The following is a 14,042-nucleotide window of genomic DNA, read 5'->3' as shown; positions in this document are numbered from 1 at the left end:
CCTCAACGCGGTATGACGAGGGCGGCCTTGGCCGCGGCGGCGCAGCGGTTCAACGCCCGGGTCGGACTGCTCTTGCCGAGCAGCACGGAGACGATGGCCTCGCCGAGCGCCATCGAGATCTGCGGATAGGCCGGATGCACCGGGCGCACGCGCGCGGTCTCCAGGGCGTGGGTGAACACCTCCAGGCCGTTGGTCTCGGCGGCGTGCGCGCGCCACTCGGGCCTGGCCTCGCAGGCCCGGCTCAGCGGCAGGCTGCCGACCGTCAGGGCCCATTCGATGTCCTGGTCGGGCTGCGCCAGCCAGGACACGAACGTGCGGGCGGCGCGCACCCGGGCGCTGCCGTTGTCGAAGACCGTCCAGGTGTCCGGACCGCAGATGGTCATCGGCCGGCCGCTGTAGGTCGGCAGCGGCACCACGTGGTAGTCGATCTCCGCCTGGGTGATGTCCGGGATCTGCCACGGGCCGGTCAGCACCATGCCCATCCGCCCGGACGCGAAGACCTGGTACATCTGCTCGCTGCCGGGCTTGGGGTCGATGTAGACGCTCTTGGCCCGCGCGAGCGCCTCGACGGTCTCCAGCGCGCGCACCCCGACGTCCTTGAAGCCGATGTTGCGGCCGTCCTCGGCGACCACGTCGCCGCCCAGGTCCCACACCATCGGCCACAACCGCCACACGGTGTCCTCGTCGCCCACCCCCGGCCAGCCGGTGCCGAAGACGCCGCGCTGCGCGTCCGTCAGCCGTTGTGCCGTGGCCAGGAAGTCCGTCCAGGTCCAGCCCGCCCGCGGCAGCGGGATCCCGGCCTCCTCGAAGAGCCGCTTGTTGCAGATCACGGCCAACGCGTCGAGCACGGCCGGCGATGCCCGTACCTTGCCGTTGATGGTGACGGCCTGCCGGGACGGGTCCCAGTAGTCCTGCCACGGCGTGGCGGCCGAGTGCACCGTCTCGCTCAGGTCGACCACCTTCGGGCTGCGGGCGACGCCGGCCAGGTCGGAACCGAAGATGTAGGCGATGTCCGGGTAGGAGCCGGACGCGAGCGCGGCGGTGATCTTCTGGAGCATCGCGTCGGACAGGACGCCGCCGCCGAGGTCGACCCGGATCGCCGACTGCACCCGGTGGAACTTCTCCACCAGGGCCTCGATGCCCTCGCGGCCGGTGTCGGTCTGCCCATGCCACATCTCGATCGTGACGCGCCCGTCGGCGCCCACGCCGTCGTCGGTGCCGCCGCACGCGGACAGCGTCGCGGCGACCGCGACACCGGCGCCGGCGCGCAGCACGTCGCGACGGGAGAGACCGGCGGGATGCTGTCGGCCGAAAACCACTGGACCTCCAGGGAGACTTCGAAACGCGCGGGCGGGGCCGGGCACGCGAGGACGCACCGAGCCGGGGATCCGCCACACACGCCGGGACGGGTACGGGCGGAGGAAGGGCCACCGGGAGGCGATCACCGGGCGGGAGCGGGCGGGCCCGGGGACGACGAGCGGGGGGCGAACGCGTCCCCGGGCCCGTCGCGAGGGCACGGGTCGACGGGCGAAGTGGCGGGGAGGGACGCACCGGGTGCGAAGCGGGCCGCGCACGCGGCCCGGTGCCGGACGCCGACGGACCGGATCCCGACGGACCCGGGCACCGGGCCGCGCGAAGGGGCGATCAGCAGGTCTTGCGCACGTACTCGCTGTCGCCGATCGGGCTGACACCGACGTCGCGGCGGACCACGCTGAGCTTGTCGCCCCACTTCGAGCAGGCGTTGGACAAGCCCTTGGCGGTGTACTCGATCACGATCACGTTGTTGCCGAAGTACTTGGTGTAGTCATTGCATTCGTTCCACTCGCCGCACTCTTCGGCGACGGCGAAGTCGAGCCCGAGGGCGCTGCGATCCTCGGCCAGCTCGGCGGTGTTCTTCTGCGCGATCGCCAGGCCGCGCCGGTGCGCGTGGGCGGAGAGCAGGGCGATGTAGTCCTTGGCGTTCCGGTCGGTGAGCAGGTTCTCGGAGCGGGTGTAGCTGTCGTAGTTGTCGGGCTCGACGGCCTGGAAGCCCTTGTTCGCGCACTCGTCGATCTGCGCGTCGATCTTCGCGGCGATGTCGGCGCGCTTGGCGGCGGTGCGCAGGTCGAGCAGGGCTTCCTTCCACACGCCGTCGTAGACGATCGAGCCGTCGGCGCGCCGCAACAGCAGGTCGGCGCGCCATTCGCGCTCGGCGTTCGGCTGAGCCTGGAAGGCGTTGACGTAACAGATGTTGTAGAGCCCGGGCGCGGGAGCGGCGCTGTGATCGCGGGTGACCACCTTGACCCCGGCAGGAGGGGTGTAGGCGCCGCCGATCTGGTAGTCGAAGTTCGCGTGCGTCGGCGGCACCGTGACGGCGCCGGCCTTCGCGTTCGTGCTGCCGGCGGTGTCCGTGCCCGCGTCGGTCTTCGCGTTGGCGGACGTCGAGAGGAACAGGGTGCCCGCGATCGCCGCGGTGGTCGCCGTGATCGCGGCGACGCGTCGGGCCGATCTGCGCGGGAGGAAGGTGTTCATCATCGAACTCCAGATGCGGAGGATACGTCCCCGCCTCGGATGTCCACGAACATCCTGGCGACTTTGTCCGGGCTTGCGGCTTAGCGCCGCCTACCGGCTGGGCGTACCTTTGACGCCGATTGCGCTGCTCTCGGCGTCGCAGCAGTAAATCGAGCAACATTCGTCATGTCAAGGGATCGTCTTTGCGCGGGGCGCGCACGGGAGTTGCCGCACGGACGGTAGAATTCCGCCGGTCGGCAATCGATCGGGAAACCGTGACTGCGCGAATGCGCACGGATATGCTGCGCATATGCTGAGAACCGAGCGCCACGCGCGCATCCTCGAACACGTCAGTGCGAAGGGAAGCGTGAGCGTCGAGGAACTGTCCGGGATATTGGCGGTTTCGGGAGCCACGGTGCGGCGCGACCTCCAGCACCTGGACGCGATGAACCTGCTGCGCCGCACCCACGGCGGGGCGTCCGTGGGCAACATCGGCCTCGAGACACCCATGCAGTACCGCAGCGAGCGCCGCCGGCCGGAGAAGGTGGCGATCGCCCGGGCCGCCGCCGCGCTGGTGCCGCCGAAGGCGGTGGTCGGCCTGACCGGGGGTTCCACCGCCACCGAGATCGCCCGGATCCTGGCCGAGCGCGGGCCCGTCACCATCGTCACCAACGCGGTGAACATCGCCGCGGAGATGGTCCTGCACAAGGACGTCACGCTTGTCGTGATCGGTGGCACCGCGCGCAACGAGAGCTACGAACTGGTCGGTCCGATCGCCGAGAAGACGCTCGCCGACTACTTCACCGACGTGACCTTCCTGGGCGTGGACGGCATCAGCGCCGCGCACGGCTGCACCACCCACGACCAGTTGGAGGCGGCCACCGACCGGGCCTTCACCGAGCGCAGCCAACACACCATCGTGGTGGCGGACAACTCGAAGATCGGGAAGGTGACGCTGGCCAGGATCTGCCCGCTCGCCCGGATCGGCCACCTGGTCACCGACAGCGACGCCCCGGAGGAGGAACTGGCGCGGATCGCCGAGGCGGGGGTCGCGGTCACGGCGGTGTGACCCGGGCCCCGGGCCCGCACGACGGCACCGGCCGCGGTCGCCCCGCGCGCCTTGACCACCCCACTCGCCCCGCGCGCCTTGGCCCCACTCGCCTTCGCCCGGCTCACTTTCGTTTGGCACCACTCGTGTTCGCTCCGCGCGCGGCGGCGCCGCTCGTCCTCGCCCCGCTCACGGTCGCGCCGGCGAAGGCCCGGCGCCGGTCCGGGAGCGCGGCATGGCGGCGATCAGCCGGCCTAGGGCCGATACGTCGCCGGTCACGGTGAGGCCGCCGGACTCGATCGCGGACGCGAGCGGGCGCTCGTGCGACAGCACCGCCCGCAGGGTGCGGAATTCGCCGGTGACGTCCACGTCGGCGGCGGCCGACGAGCCCCGGCCGACCCCGGTCAGCACGCCTGCCTCGACCTCCACGCGATAGACGTCGCGCTCCAGGCGGATCCGGTAGGTCGCCGTCCACGGGTCCTCCGGGCTCGGTACGAAGAACGCCCGCAGTCCCAGGAACACGGTGTCGGCGCTGACCTCGCCCGCCAGTGGCACCACGGGCGAGCGCATGCCCCAATCCCGCAGGGCGGCGAAGACCGGCTCCAACTCGGATCCCCACGCGGTCAGTTCGTACAGCTTGCTCGACGCGGGCGGTGGTTCCTCGCGGCGGCGCAGCACGCCGACCGCCTCCAGATCGCGCAGCCGCTGGGCGAGCACGCTGGGACCCAGGCCGGGCAGGGCGGCCTGGATGTCGGCGAAGCGGCGCGGGCCCAGGCGCAGTTCGCGCACGACCAGGAGCGCCCAGCGCTCGCCGATCAAGTCGAGGGCGTGGGCGATGGGGCAGCCCTGGCCATACGTGCGCCTGCCGGACCTCTCGGGCGCGGAACTCTCGGATCCCATGACCACCTCACTGCTCGACGTGGCGACCTAACTTCGAAAATAGTAGCGCACACTTCGAATTTCGAAGTATGGTGTTCGTGTTCGGTCCCGCATCCCAGCGTCAGGAGAGACCCGTGAGCCAGCCGCAGCCGCTGTCGACCCGCAACCAGGCCGCCCCGGAGAGGACGATTCGGGCGAACGGCGTCGAACTCGCCACCCAGGCCTTCGGCGACCCGGCCGCGCCGCCGGTGCTGCTCGTCTCCGGCGCCGAGGCCACGATGGACTGGTGGGACGACGAGTTCGCCGCCCGGTTGGCCGCGCTCGGGCGATACGTCATCCGCTACGACACGCGCGACACCGGGCGCTCCACCACGTTCCCGCTCGGCGCGCCCACCTACACGCAGGACGACCTGGTGGAGGACGCCCTCGCGGTGCTCGACGGCCACGACCTCGCCGCGGCGCACGTCGTCGGCGTCTCGATGGGCGGCGGGCTCGTCCAGCGGCTCGGTGTACGACACCCGGAGCGGGTGCTGACCCTGACGCTGCTGTCCACCAGCCCGGGCGGTCCCGGCGGACCGGAGAACCCCGACCTGCCGCCGATGAGCGAGCACCTGGCGAAGCTGTTCGCCGACCCGGCGCCGGGTCCCGACTGGTCCGACCGGGAGGCCGTGATCGCCTACTTCCTGGCCGCCGAACGAGCCTTCGCGGGCAGCATCCCCGTCGACGCGGAGCGGTTGCGGGAGACCGCCGGGCGCGCCTACGACCGCAGCACGGACCCGGCCGCCGCGGCCAACCACTGGATGGTCGAGGGCGGCGAGTCGATCCGGCCCCGGCTGGGCGAGATCACCGCCCCGACCCTGGTGCTGCACGGCACCGCCGACCCGCTGTTCCCGTACGGGCACGCCGAGGCGCTGGCCCGGGAGATCCCGGACACCACGCTGATCCCGCTGCCCGGGATGGGACACCAGATGCCGCCCCGCGAGGTGTGGGACACCGTCGTCACCGCGATCGGCGAGCACACGTCGCGGGGTCCGGCACGGTGACGGGATCCCGATCCGGACGCGGATCCGGCCCCCGATCCGGCCCCGATCCGGACGCGGATCCGGACGCGGATTCGGATGCGGATTCGGATGCGGATTCGCCCCCCGATCCGGCCCGGATTCGTACCCGGATTCCGGCACAGGCGCTCCGCGACGAAAGGCGCGTCGCGGAGCGCCGGTCCGCGGCCGGCGCCGGTCAGCGCCCGCCGGTCCGGGCGTGCTCGGCGTCCTTCACCAGTCGGTGCAGGTAGTCCCGGGCGGAGCCGCCCGGCGCCAGGGCGGCGGACTGACCGGCCCACAGGTTGACGTAGTCCGCCCGACCCTGCCGCGCGGCCTGCCGTCGGATCGGCTGCATCAGGACGTTCTGCACGGGATACGGCGGCACCTCGTCCTCGTGGCCGGCCAGTTCCCGGACGAACCGGTTCGGGATGCCCCGCGCGGTGCGGCCGGAGAACAGTCGGGTCAGCACCGTGGTCCGCGCGTCGGGCCCCGCCAGCGCGCGGCGATGCACGTCGCTCGCCCCGGATTCGCGCGTCGCCAGGAACCCGGTGCCGATCTGTACGGCCTCCGCCCCCAACAACAACGCGGCCGCCACGCCCCGCCCGTCGGCGATGCCGCCGGCCGCGACGACCGGGATCGACACGGCGTCGACCACCTGGGGCACCAGGGAGAACGTGCCCACGAGCGACTCGCGCACCGGCCGCAGGAACGCGCCGCGATGCCCGCCCGCGTCGCTGCCCGACGCCACCACCGCGTCGACGCCGGCCTCCTCCAGGGCGACCGCTTCCGCCACCGTGGTCGCGGTGCCGATCAGCACGATCCCGCGTTGCCGGGCCCGGTCGACGATCCGGCGGGACGGGAGCCCCATCACGAGGCTGATCACCGGCGGTTCGGCGGCCAGGAGTGCATCGATCTGGTCCTCGAAGTCCGGTACGTCGCGCAACGCGGCCTCGAGCCGGTCCGGGAACTCCGCCTCGGGCAGACCCAGTTCCCGGTAGTACGGCAGCAGGCGCGGCACGTGCAGGGCGAGTTCGTCGTCGAACGCCGCCGTGCGCCGCGCTGCCTCGTCCTCGTGCGGGACCCACAGGTTGACGGCGAACGCCCGTCCGGTCGCGGTGGAGAGCTGCCCGACCAGGGACGTGATCGCGTCGGGGTGCAGGTGGTGCGCCCCGTACGAGCCCAGCCCGCCCGCCTCGGCCACGGCCGCGGCCAGCGGGACCGAGGACAGGCCGCCGCCGAACGGCCCCTGGACGATGGGATGGTCGAGGCCGAGGCGATCGGTGAACCGGGTGCTCATGCCGCCACCCGCGCGGCGCCGTCGCGACCGTAGGCGAACCGCAGCGCGGTCTCGGCCACGCGGGCGCCCAGGTGCGCCGCCGTGCGCAGATCCGCGTCCGCGGGCGCCGCGTCGGCGCCCAGGTCGGACGGGGACTGGGCCATCGCGCCGACGAATGCGCCGAGTCGGTTGAGGTCGCGGGCGTCGCCGGTGGAGCTGTACAACCAGCCGGGCGGCAGGCCCAGCGGCACCCAGGTCATGCCGTGCTGGGCGGCGAGCACGATCAGCGACAGCAGCGTGTTGTCCTTGTTGCCGTTCAGCCCCGCCGAGTTGGTGAACCCGGCGGCGAGCTTGCCGGACCAGCCCTGTTCGGCCCACACCGGCGCGGTCGCCTCCGCGAACGCCTGGAACACGGAGGACGTGTTGCCGAAGTAGGTGGGGGAGCCGAAGACGATCGCCTCGGCGGCGGCCAGGGCGCGCCACAGGTCCTCGTCCAGGATCGCCACGTCGCGCAGATCGGCCCGGACGCCGGGAACCGAGTCGACGCCCGCGGCGACGGCCGCGGCCTGCCGGGCGGTGTGGCCGAACCCGCTGTGGTGGACCACGACCACGGACAGCGGATCGCGGGCGGGATCGTCGCCGACCGCGGTGGTCGAGGTCGGGGGCAGGGGTGTGGACATGGGTCCTCCACGGTTCGGCGAGGGCCCGGTGCCCGTCGCTGCCATGGATGCTAGACGACCGGTCAACTATTTCGCCATCCATGGTCCCGCCTTCGTCCCGTCATTTAGTTGACCGTCCGTATACTCGGCTGTCATGGGACGCACCAGCACCGCGCGCACGCGACTTCTCGAGGCCGGCTGCGCCCTCATGCACGCCCGTGGATACAGCGCGATCGGCGTCGCGGAGATCTGCGCCCGCGCGGACGTGCGCAAGGGCAGCTTCTACCACTTCTTCGACTCCAAGCAGGCCCTGACCCTGGAAGTGATCGACGCCCACTGGCACGAGCAGCGTGCCGACTGGACCGCACTCCTGGGGGCGGACGCCCCGCCGCTGGAGCGCCTGCGGAGCCTGTTCGACGCGATGCAGGAACTGCAACGTCGGACCCGGGACGAATCCGGCTCGGTCAACGGATGCCTGCTCGGCAACCTCGCGCTCGAACTGGGCAATCAGGAGCCGGCGGTGCGGGCCCGTCTGGAGGAGGTCTTCGCCGAGCAGATCGCGCTGATCCACGCCGTGTTGGTCGAGGCCGTCGCCATCGGGGCCGTGCCGGCCGCCGCGGGCGACGGGCGTACGGCCCGGGCGGTGGTGGCCCAGGTCGAGGGCATGGTGCTGTTCGCGAAACTGGCCAACGACCCGGCGGTCCTGGACGACCTGTGGCCGCACACCCTCCTGCTGCTGGGGTGCGCCCACGACGTCGCGGCCACCGAGCCCGCCGCCTCCTGACCCCGGGCCCGCGCGGCGCGCGTCACAGACAGGTCCGGGGCGGGCGTCACGGACGAGTCCGCGCGGCGAGCGTCACGGGCAGGTGCACGCGGCGAGCGTCACAGGTAGTCGTCCAGCCGGGCCAGGGCGAAGCCTTCTCGGGTGACCATGTCGATCACCCGGCGCAACATCTCGGTCATGTCGCCCTTCCACTGCCCGGGGCCGCGGAAGTGGGTCAGGATGATGTCGCCCGGCTTGAACGCGTGGTCGTAGCGATACTCCATCCGGTCCGGGAACGCCTCCTGGTTCCACAGCGGGAAGGCGACGATCCCGCACGATTGCGCGGCGTGCAGGGTGTCCTCGTCGAACTCGCCGTACGGCGGCCGGAACAGCCGGGGGGTGCTGCCGATCTCCCGGGTCAACTCGTCCTGTTGGCGGCAGATCTCGTTGCGCTGAGCCTGGTAGCCCAGCTTGCGCAGGTCCGGGTGGTTCACGGTGTGGTTGTTCACCGCCACGCCCTGCTCGTGCAGCCGGCGGAAGTAGCCGTAGTCCGAGCGCGCCAGGTAGCCGCTGACGAACGCGCTGAAGGGTACCCGCAGTTCGCGGGTCATCCGGACGAAGTCCGGATCCTTCTCCGCGCCGTCGTCGATGGTGAGGAAGACGACCCGGTCCTGGGTGGGTACCCGGTGCACCACCGCCGGCAGGTCGCCGTGCAGCGCGACGCCGGGCCCGGACCGCAGCACGGGCCGGGTGGCCGGCGGCGCGGGTGCGGCGATCGGGACGGAGGCCAGGCCCCACTTCTTCGCGGCGGCGGCCACGGCGGCGCGCTCCCGGCGGGTGGTCGCCTCGTCCGGCAGTGCGGCCCGCGCGGCCTGCTCCGGGGCGTCGGCGGGCGCCGCCTTGTCCGGCGCCGCGTTGTCCGGCAGCGCCCGCTCCGGGGCGACCCGGTCGAGCGCCACCGGTCGCGGCGCATCCGGACCCGCCTTGTCCACCCGCGCGGAGTCGGTGTCCGCGCACGCCGAAGCGAGGAGGCAGGCACACAGGCCCAGCGCGAGGGTCCAGCGCGGGAGAACTCGACGAACACGGGACGTCACCGCATCAACACAGCTCATGGCGGCGTTCGGTGCCCGATTTTATTCTGATTTTAACCAGAACGTATTTTCGATTCGGGCGCCTGGGCCGTCCCGGGGCACGCAGGTCACCCGAACGCAGGAGGCCCCAGCCGCCGGGGAGGCGCCCGAGCGGGTTGCGCGCCATTCCGGCAGCCGCCCGCGTCGACGCGCCGGGACGCCGTGCCCGCGCTCGAACACCGGTCGGGAAGAATGGGCGCGTACACGCGGCGTACACATGATCGAAACGCAACCGAGAGTCGAGCCGAGGAGGCAGGCGTGGATGCCGAGAACGGGCAGTCCGCAGAGCAGGCGCAGCCGATCAAGCAGCGCAAGAACGGCCTGTACCGGGGCGTCTCGGAGGAACTGGCCGCGAACATGCGCGCCGGTTGGGCGGACACCGGGCGCGAGGATCTCGCGCCGATCGAACAGGCTCCCGACACCGCCCGGCGGCGGGCCGCGCTGTCGGCCCGGTTCCCGGGCGAACGCCTGGTGATTCCCGCGGGCAACCTCAAGACCCGCTCCAACGACACCGAGTACCCCTTCCGGGCGTCGAGCGAGTACGCCTACCTGACCGGCGACCTGACCCAGGACGGTGTGCTGGTTCTGGAACCGGTCGCCGACGGCCACGACGCGGTGCTGTACCTGCTGCCCCGGTCCGACCGCGAGAACGGCGAGTTCTGGCTGGACGGCCAGGGCGAGCTGTGGGTCGGCAGGCGGCCCGGTCTGAGCGAGGGCGAGGCGCTGTACGGCCTGCCCTGCCGGGACGTGCGCGCGGCCGCGACCGAGGTGGCGGGGGCCGGCGCCGACGTGCGGATCGTGCGCGGGCACGACGCGGGGCTGGAGAGTGCCCTGGGCGAGCGGCTCGACGCCGAGCGGGACGAGGAACTGCGCGTCTTCCTGGCCGAGCTGCGGCTGGTCAAGGACGAGTTCGAGATCCGCCAGCTCCAGGCCGCGGTGGACTCGACCGTACGCGGCTTCGAGGACGTGGTGCGGGTGCTGGATCGGGCCGAGGCGACCTCCGAGCGCTACCTCGAGGGCACGTTCTTCCTGCGGGCCCGGGTCGAGGGCAACGACGTCGGCTACGGCTCGATCTGCGCGGCCGGACCGCACGCGACCACGCTGCACTGGGTGCGCAACGACGGGGCCGTGCGCTCGGGCGACCTGCTGCTCCTGGACGCGGGCGTCGAGACGCACACGCTGTACACCGCGGACGTGACCCGCACGCTGCCGATCGCGGGTCGCTTCACCGCGTTGCAGCGGCGGATCTACGACGCGGTGCTCGCCGCGCAGGAGGCGGGCATCGCCGCGGTGCGTCCCGGCGCCAAGTACCGCGAGTTCCACGACGAGGCGCAGCGCGTGCTCGCCGAGCACCTGGTCGCCTGGGGCATCGTCGAGGGGCCGGTGGAGCGTGTGCTCGAACTCGGCCTGCAACGCCGGTGGACCCTGCACGGCACGGGCCACATGCTCGGCCTGGACGTGCACGACTGCGCGGTGGCGCGGACCGAGTCGTACGTGGACGGCGCGCTGGAGCCGGGGATGTGCCTGACGGTGGAGCCAGGGTTGTACTTCCAGGCCGACGACCTGACGGTGCCCGAGGAGTATCGCGGCATCGGGGTGCGGATCGAGGACGACATCCTCGTCACCGAGGACGGCAACCGGAACCTGTCGGCCGCGCTGCCGCGCGACGCGGACGAGATCGAGGCGTGGATGGCGCGACTGCGCGCCTGACGCACCCGCCGGCAGCCGCCGTGCCCGTCCGGGCACGGCGGCGCCGGCCGGCAGCCGGCCCGTCCTCACCGACCGGTGGGGTTCTCGTTCCGGACGGCCGCGTGCGCTGCCGCGATCAGGGCCGGGCGATCGATCTCCAGATTGCGCAACACGCGGGCGGCCGTGCCGTGTTCGAGCTCGGCGACGGCGATCAGGACGTGCGCCGTGCGCAGATTCCTGGGCCGCTCGGACTTGGCGATGGCGACGGCCCGCTGGAACACCTCGTTCGCGCTGCCGGAGGCGCGGTACGGTCCGCGCGGGGCGGGCGCGGGGGAGACGGCGGGGATCGAGTCGGTGTCGATGCCGACCGAACGCAGCGCCGCGGCATGCGATTCGGCCAGCACGCGGCGGACGTCCTCGACCGTGACGCCGGACGCCGCCAGTGCGGTGCGGGCGGACTCGTCGGGGAGTGCGAGGGCGGCCAGGAGCAGGTGTTCGGGGCCGGGGGTGTCCTCGCCGAGCGCGCGGGCCTGCTCCTCGGCGCCGGTGAGCAGGCGCTTCATCGCGCCCATGTCGTGTATCGCGGCTCGAATGCCCATGGTGGATCTCCTTGCCGGTCCGGTGGATCACCGGTCCTGTGGTGGCGTTCGTCGGGAGGGGGACAGACGTTTGTGGGCGGCCTGGGCGCTCATGCCCAGGGCCTGACCGATGTGGTTCCAGGTCCAGCCCTGGGCGAGTGCGTGGTCCACCGCGGCTCGCTCCAGCGACGCGGCGAGGCCGCGCAGTGCGACCACGGCCGCGAACGCGTCCTCGGGCTGCTCGGGCGAGGGGACGTCTTTGGCGTCGATCACGTATCAACTTTAGTTGATGGCGGATCGGCTCGTCAACAAAAGTTGATGACGGCGGCTCCCGTGCGCCGCGCCCCCGGAACGGTCAGGCGGTCACGGCCGCCGCGGTGGCGAGCAGTTCCTCCAGCGTGCCGGTGAAGTCGCGGAGCAGGCTCGTCGCCACGACCCAGGCGTCGACGTCGTCGCGCAACCGCCGGCGCACCGTGTCGCGGGCGAAGTCGCGGCACACGATCAGCGCGTGTGCGGCCGGCCGGGCCCCGGCCAGGATCTCCGCCCGGGTGAGCATCCGGTCGCGCAGGAGGTCGCCCAGTTCCCGGATCGGGAACTCGCGCACGGGAGGGTCGGCGAGCAGCGCCCGGGCGACGGCGGGGGACTGCACCCATCCGTAGGAGAAGAACTGCGGATGGCGCCGGACGAGCGTGTGGAGCAGGGCCTCGGGGCAGTCCGGGTGGTACGCCGCGACGGCGGCCGCCGGATCGGGGATTCGGGCGACACCGGGATCCTCGGCCAGGCGGTGCCACAGCGCGGCGGGCACTCGGCCGGGCAGCGCGCGCAGCGGTTCCGGCGAGGGCCAGGTCTCCAGGTCCGCCGCCGACGCGCGGCCCTCGACGCGGTAGCGGGTACGGCCCCGCCGAGGATCGACGGACCAGATGCCCTCGTCGGTCCGGGCGAGTGCCTTGACCACCTCGGCGGAAAGCTCGTCCTCCACCTCCGCGAGCGCCTGGATCGCGTCCCGGCGGGCGGTGATCCGGCGGGCGATCCCGAGCGGGAGGTCGCCGGGCCAACGGCGGGCGAGCGCGACCGCCACCTCCGGGGCGAGAGCGTGTCGGCCGGCGCCGAACGCGTGCAGGTCGTCCGGATCCAGCGCGGACACGACCTCGGCCGCCGGGCCCGGCTCGGCGCGGGTCAGCAGCAGCGACAACGGGCTCGTCGCGTACCGGAGCGGGCCGGGCGGAGTGGTGGGCGGTCCGGCGGCCCGGTCCGGATCCGCGGCCGGCGCGGAAGTGCCGGCCGAGTGCTCGACGTGCCGCAGCAGTTCGTGCACCGTCCCGGGAAATCCCGGTCCCGCGCGGGCCAACCGCAGCCAGCCCGGCACATCGCTCGGCAGCAGCGGGTGGAGCGCCGTCACGAGCGGGTCGAACGCGACGGCCCCGGCGGATCGCACGTCGAACGTGTCGATGGCGCGCAGGACGTCCCAGGCGGGCCGGCCCGCGCGCAGGAACTCCTCGGGCGTCGTCACACCCGCCAGCAGGGCCTGTTCGAGCGGGCGATGGTTGTGGTTGGCGGCGGCGTCCAGGACGGCCACCACCGACGGTGGGCAGCCCTGGGTGCCGGCCAGGGCCGCGGCCACCTCGGGCGTGAACGGCTGCCGCCGATGCGCCCGCGCGAGCGCGTTCCAGTCCGGCGGCGCGTCCGAGGTCGCGAGCACGTGCCGGGCCTCGCCGCGTCGCAAGCCGCCGGCCCGCAGCAGCGCGACGAGTTCGCGGTCGTCCGGTCCGGCGCACGCACCGACCTCCAGCAACATCAACCCCTCGGGCGCGTCGAGTGCCGCGCGCACGATCGGTGCCACCACCTTGGTGCGGTACCGGCCGACGGACAGCGCGGCGTGGACGGCCTCCGGTCCCTCGGCCCGCCACAGTCCGGCGAACGCCCGCAGTCGGGCCCGTTCGACATGGGGTCGGTTGGCCAGTCGGCCCAGCACGGTCAGCGCGTGCCGCAGCAGTCGGCCGTCGCGCGCGTACACGAGGGCCAGCGCGTGGGTGCGGGTCCGGGTGGTGCGCAACGTCTCGCGCAGTTCGGGGTCCAGGGCACGGCCGAGGATCCGGCGGCGGACGCGCGTGTCGGCGCGGGGATTGAGGAAGACGTGCCGATCGACCTCGGGGTCGTCGAGCGTGACCAGCCGATCCAGGACCGAGCGCGGCAGCCGATCGTAACGGGCGAGCGCGATGTGCACGGACCGATCAGCGTCGGTCAGCGCGTAGTCGACCACCTCCGGCACGTCGGACAACAAGGCCGCCAACCGGCCGCGCCCGCTCGGATCGCAGCGCGCCACGAGGTGCACGACCAGGCTCGGATCGGCGTGCCTCCACAACATCGAGATCGCCCTGCTCACCACTGCCCCGTTCCGTTCAGTTCTGTCGTCCCGTGCCGCCCAGTGCCGCCCCGTCGCGTGCGCGTGCCGCCGTCCGCCCGGACCGGCGCCCGGCGCCCGGCGGCGCG

13 protein-coding genes are annotated in these 14,042 nt (G+C 72.9%); 4 read left to right on the top strand and 9 right to left on the bottom strand.

Features of this window, described 5'->3' with window-relative positions; genetic code table 11:
• Positions 1 to 2 precede the first annotated feature (2 nt).
• Both ACWCPW_RS36915 and ACWCPW_RS36910 read right to left on the bottom strand, forming a co-directional pair.
• The gene (locus ACWCPW_RS36915) at positions 3 to 1,319 is read right to left on the bottom strand and encodes an extracellular solute-binding protein (RefSeq protein WP_449765937.1); all 1,317 of its coding nucleotides are present in this window, start codon (positions 1,317 to 1,319) and stop codon (positions 3 to 5) included.
• A 325-nt stretch (positions 1,320 to 1,644) separates the two neighbouring features.
• A complete protein-coding gene (locus ACWCPW_RS36910) occupies positions 1,645 to 2,511 on the bottom strand; it encodes an endo alpha-1,4 polygalactosaminidase (protein WP_449765936.1) in 867 nt (288 codons plus the stop codon).
• Between the two features lie 289 nt (positions 2,512 to 2,800).
• Between ACWCPW_RS36910 and ACWCPW_RS36905 the strand changes: the two genes are divergently transcribed.
• Entirely contained in the window at positions 2,801 to 3,559 is a 759-nt protein-coding gene (locus ACWCPW_RS36905; protein ID WP_449765935.1) for a DeoR/GlpR family DNA-binding transcription regulator, read from the top strand.
• A 168-nt stretch (positions 3,560 to 3,727) separates the two neighbouring features.
• Here ACWCPW_RS36905 and ACWCPW_RS36900 read toward each other — a convergent pair whose 3' ends face one another.
• The gene (locus ACWCPW_RS36900) at positions 3,728 to 4,438 is read right to left on the bottom strand and encodes a winged helix-turn-helix transcriptional regulator (protein ID WP_449765934.1); all 711 of its coding nucleotides are present in this window, start codon (positions 4,436 to 4,438) and stop codon (positions 3,728 to 3,730) included.
• Positions 4,439 to 4,551: 113 nt separating this feature from the next.
• Between ACWCPW_RS36900 and ACWCPW_RS36895 the strand changes: the two genes are divergently transcribed.
• Positions 4,552 to 5,460 (top strand): alpha/beta fold hydrolase, encoded by a 909-nt coding sequence (locus tag ACWCPW_RS36895; protein ID WP_449765933.1) that lies wholly within the window; start codon positions 4,552 to 4,554, stop codon positions 5,458 to 5,460.
• A 193-nt stretch (positions 5,461 to 5,653) separates the two neighbouring features.
• Here ACWCPW_RS36895 and ACWCPW_RS36890 read toward each other — a convergent pair whose 3' ends face one another.
• Positions 5,654 to 6,754, bottom strand: coding sequence for an NAD(P)H-dependent flavin oxidoreductase (locus ACWCPW_RS36890; RefSeq protein WP_449765932.1), 1,101 nt, complete (start codon positions 6,752 to 6,754; stop codon positions 5,654 to 5,656).
• Complete coding sequence (locus ACWCPW_RS36885; protein WP_449765931.1) at positions 6,751 to 7,413, bottom strand: flavodoxin family protein; 663 nt, start codon at positions 7,411 to 7,413, stop codon at positions 6,751 to 6,753. The genes ACWCPW_RS36890 and ACWCPW_RS36885 overlap by 4 nt, the downstream gene beginning before the upstream one ends.
• A 133-nt stretch (positions 7,414 to 7,546) precedes the next feature.
• On the opposite strand from ACWCPW_RS36885, the gene ACWCPW_RS36880 reads away from it, so the two are divergent.
• The gene (locus ACWCPW_RS36880; RefSeq protein ID WP_449765930.1) at positions 7,547 to 8,176 is read left to right on the top strand and encodes a TetR/AcrR family transcriptional regulator; all 630 of its coding nucleotides are present in this window, start codon (positions 7,547 to 7,549) and stop codon (positions 8,174 to 8,176) included.
• 98 nt (positions 8,177 to 8,274) lie between these two features.
• Here ACWCPW_RS36880 and ACWCPW_RS36875 read toward each other — a convergent pair whose 3' ends face one another.
• Complete coding sequence (locus ACWCPW_RS36875) at positions 8,275 to 9,249, bottom strand: polysaccharide deacetylase family protein (protein ID WP_449765929.1); 975 nt, start codon at positions 9,247 to 9,249, stop codon at positions 8,275 to 8,277.
• Positions 9,250 to 9,543: 294 nt separating this feature from the next.
• Here ACWCPW_RS36875 and ACWCPW_RS36870 point away from each other — a divergent pair, with 294 nt between their 5' ends.
• On the top strand, positions 9,544 to 10,995 hold the full coding sequence (locus ACWCPW_RS36870; RefSeq protein ID WP_449765928.1) for an aminopeptidase P family protein: 1,452 nt from the start codon (positions 9,544 to 9,546) through the stop codon (positions 10,993 to 10,995).
• A 65-nt stretch (positions 10,996 to 11,060) separates the two neighbouring features.
• Here ACWCPW_RS36870 and ACWCPW_RS36865 read toward each other — a convergent pair whose 3' ends face one another.
• The 3 genes from ACWCPW_RS36865 to ACWCPW_RS36855 form a co-directional block, all read right to left on the bottom strand.
• On the bottom strand, positions 11,061 to 11,573 hold the full coding sequence (locus tag ACWCPW_RS36865) for a Clp protease N-terminal domain-containing protein (RefSeq protein ID WP_449765927.1): 513 nt from the start codon (positions 11,571 to 11,573) through the stop codon (positions 11,061 to 11,063).
• A gap of 27 nt (positions 11,574 to 11,600) precedes the next feature.
• A complete protein-coding gene (locus tag ACWCPW_RS36860) occupies positions 11,601 to 11,825 on the bottom strand; it encodes a helix-turn-helix domain-containing protein (protein WP_449765926.1) in 225 nt (74 codons plus the stop codon).
• Positions 11,826 to 11,907: 82 nt separating this feature from the next.
• On the bottom strand, positions 11,908 to 13,935 hold the full coding sequence (locus ACWCPW_RS36855) for a hypothetical protein (RefSeq protein WP_449765925.1): 2,028 nt from the start codon (positions 13,933 to 13,935) through the stop codon (positions 11,908 to 11,910).
• Positions 13,936 to 14,042 lie beyond the last annotated feature (107 nt).

It is taken from the genome of Embleya sp. NPDC001921, from assembly GCF_053594475.1.
The sequence above is the reverse complement of the archived record's forward strand: the minus strand, read 5'-3'. Positions and strand labels throughout refer to the sequence as shown.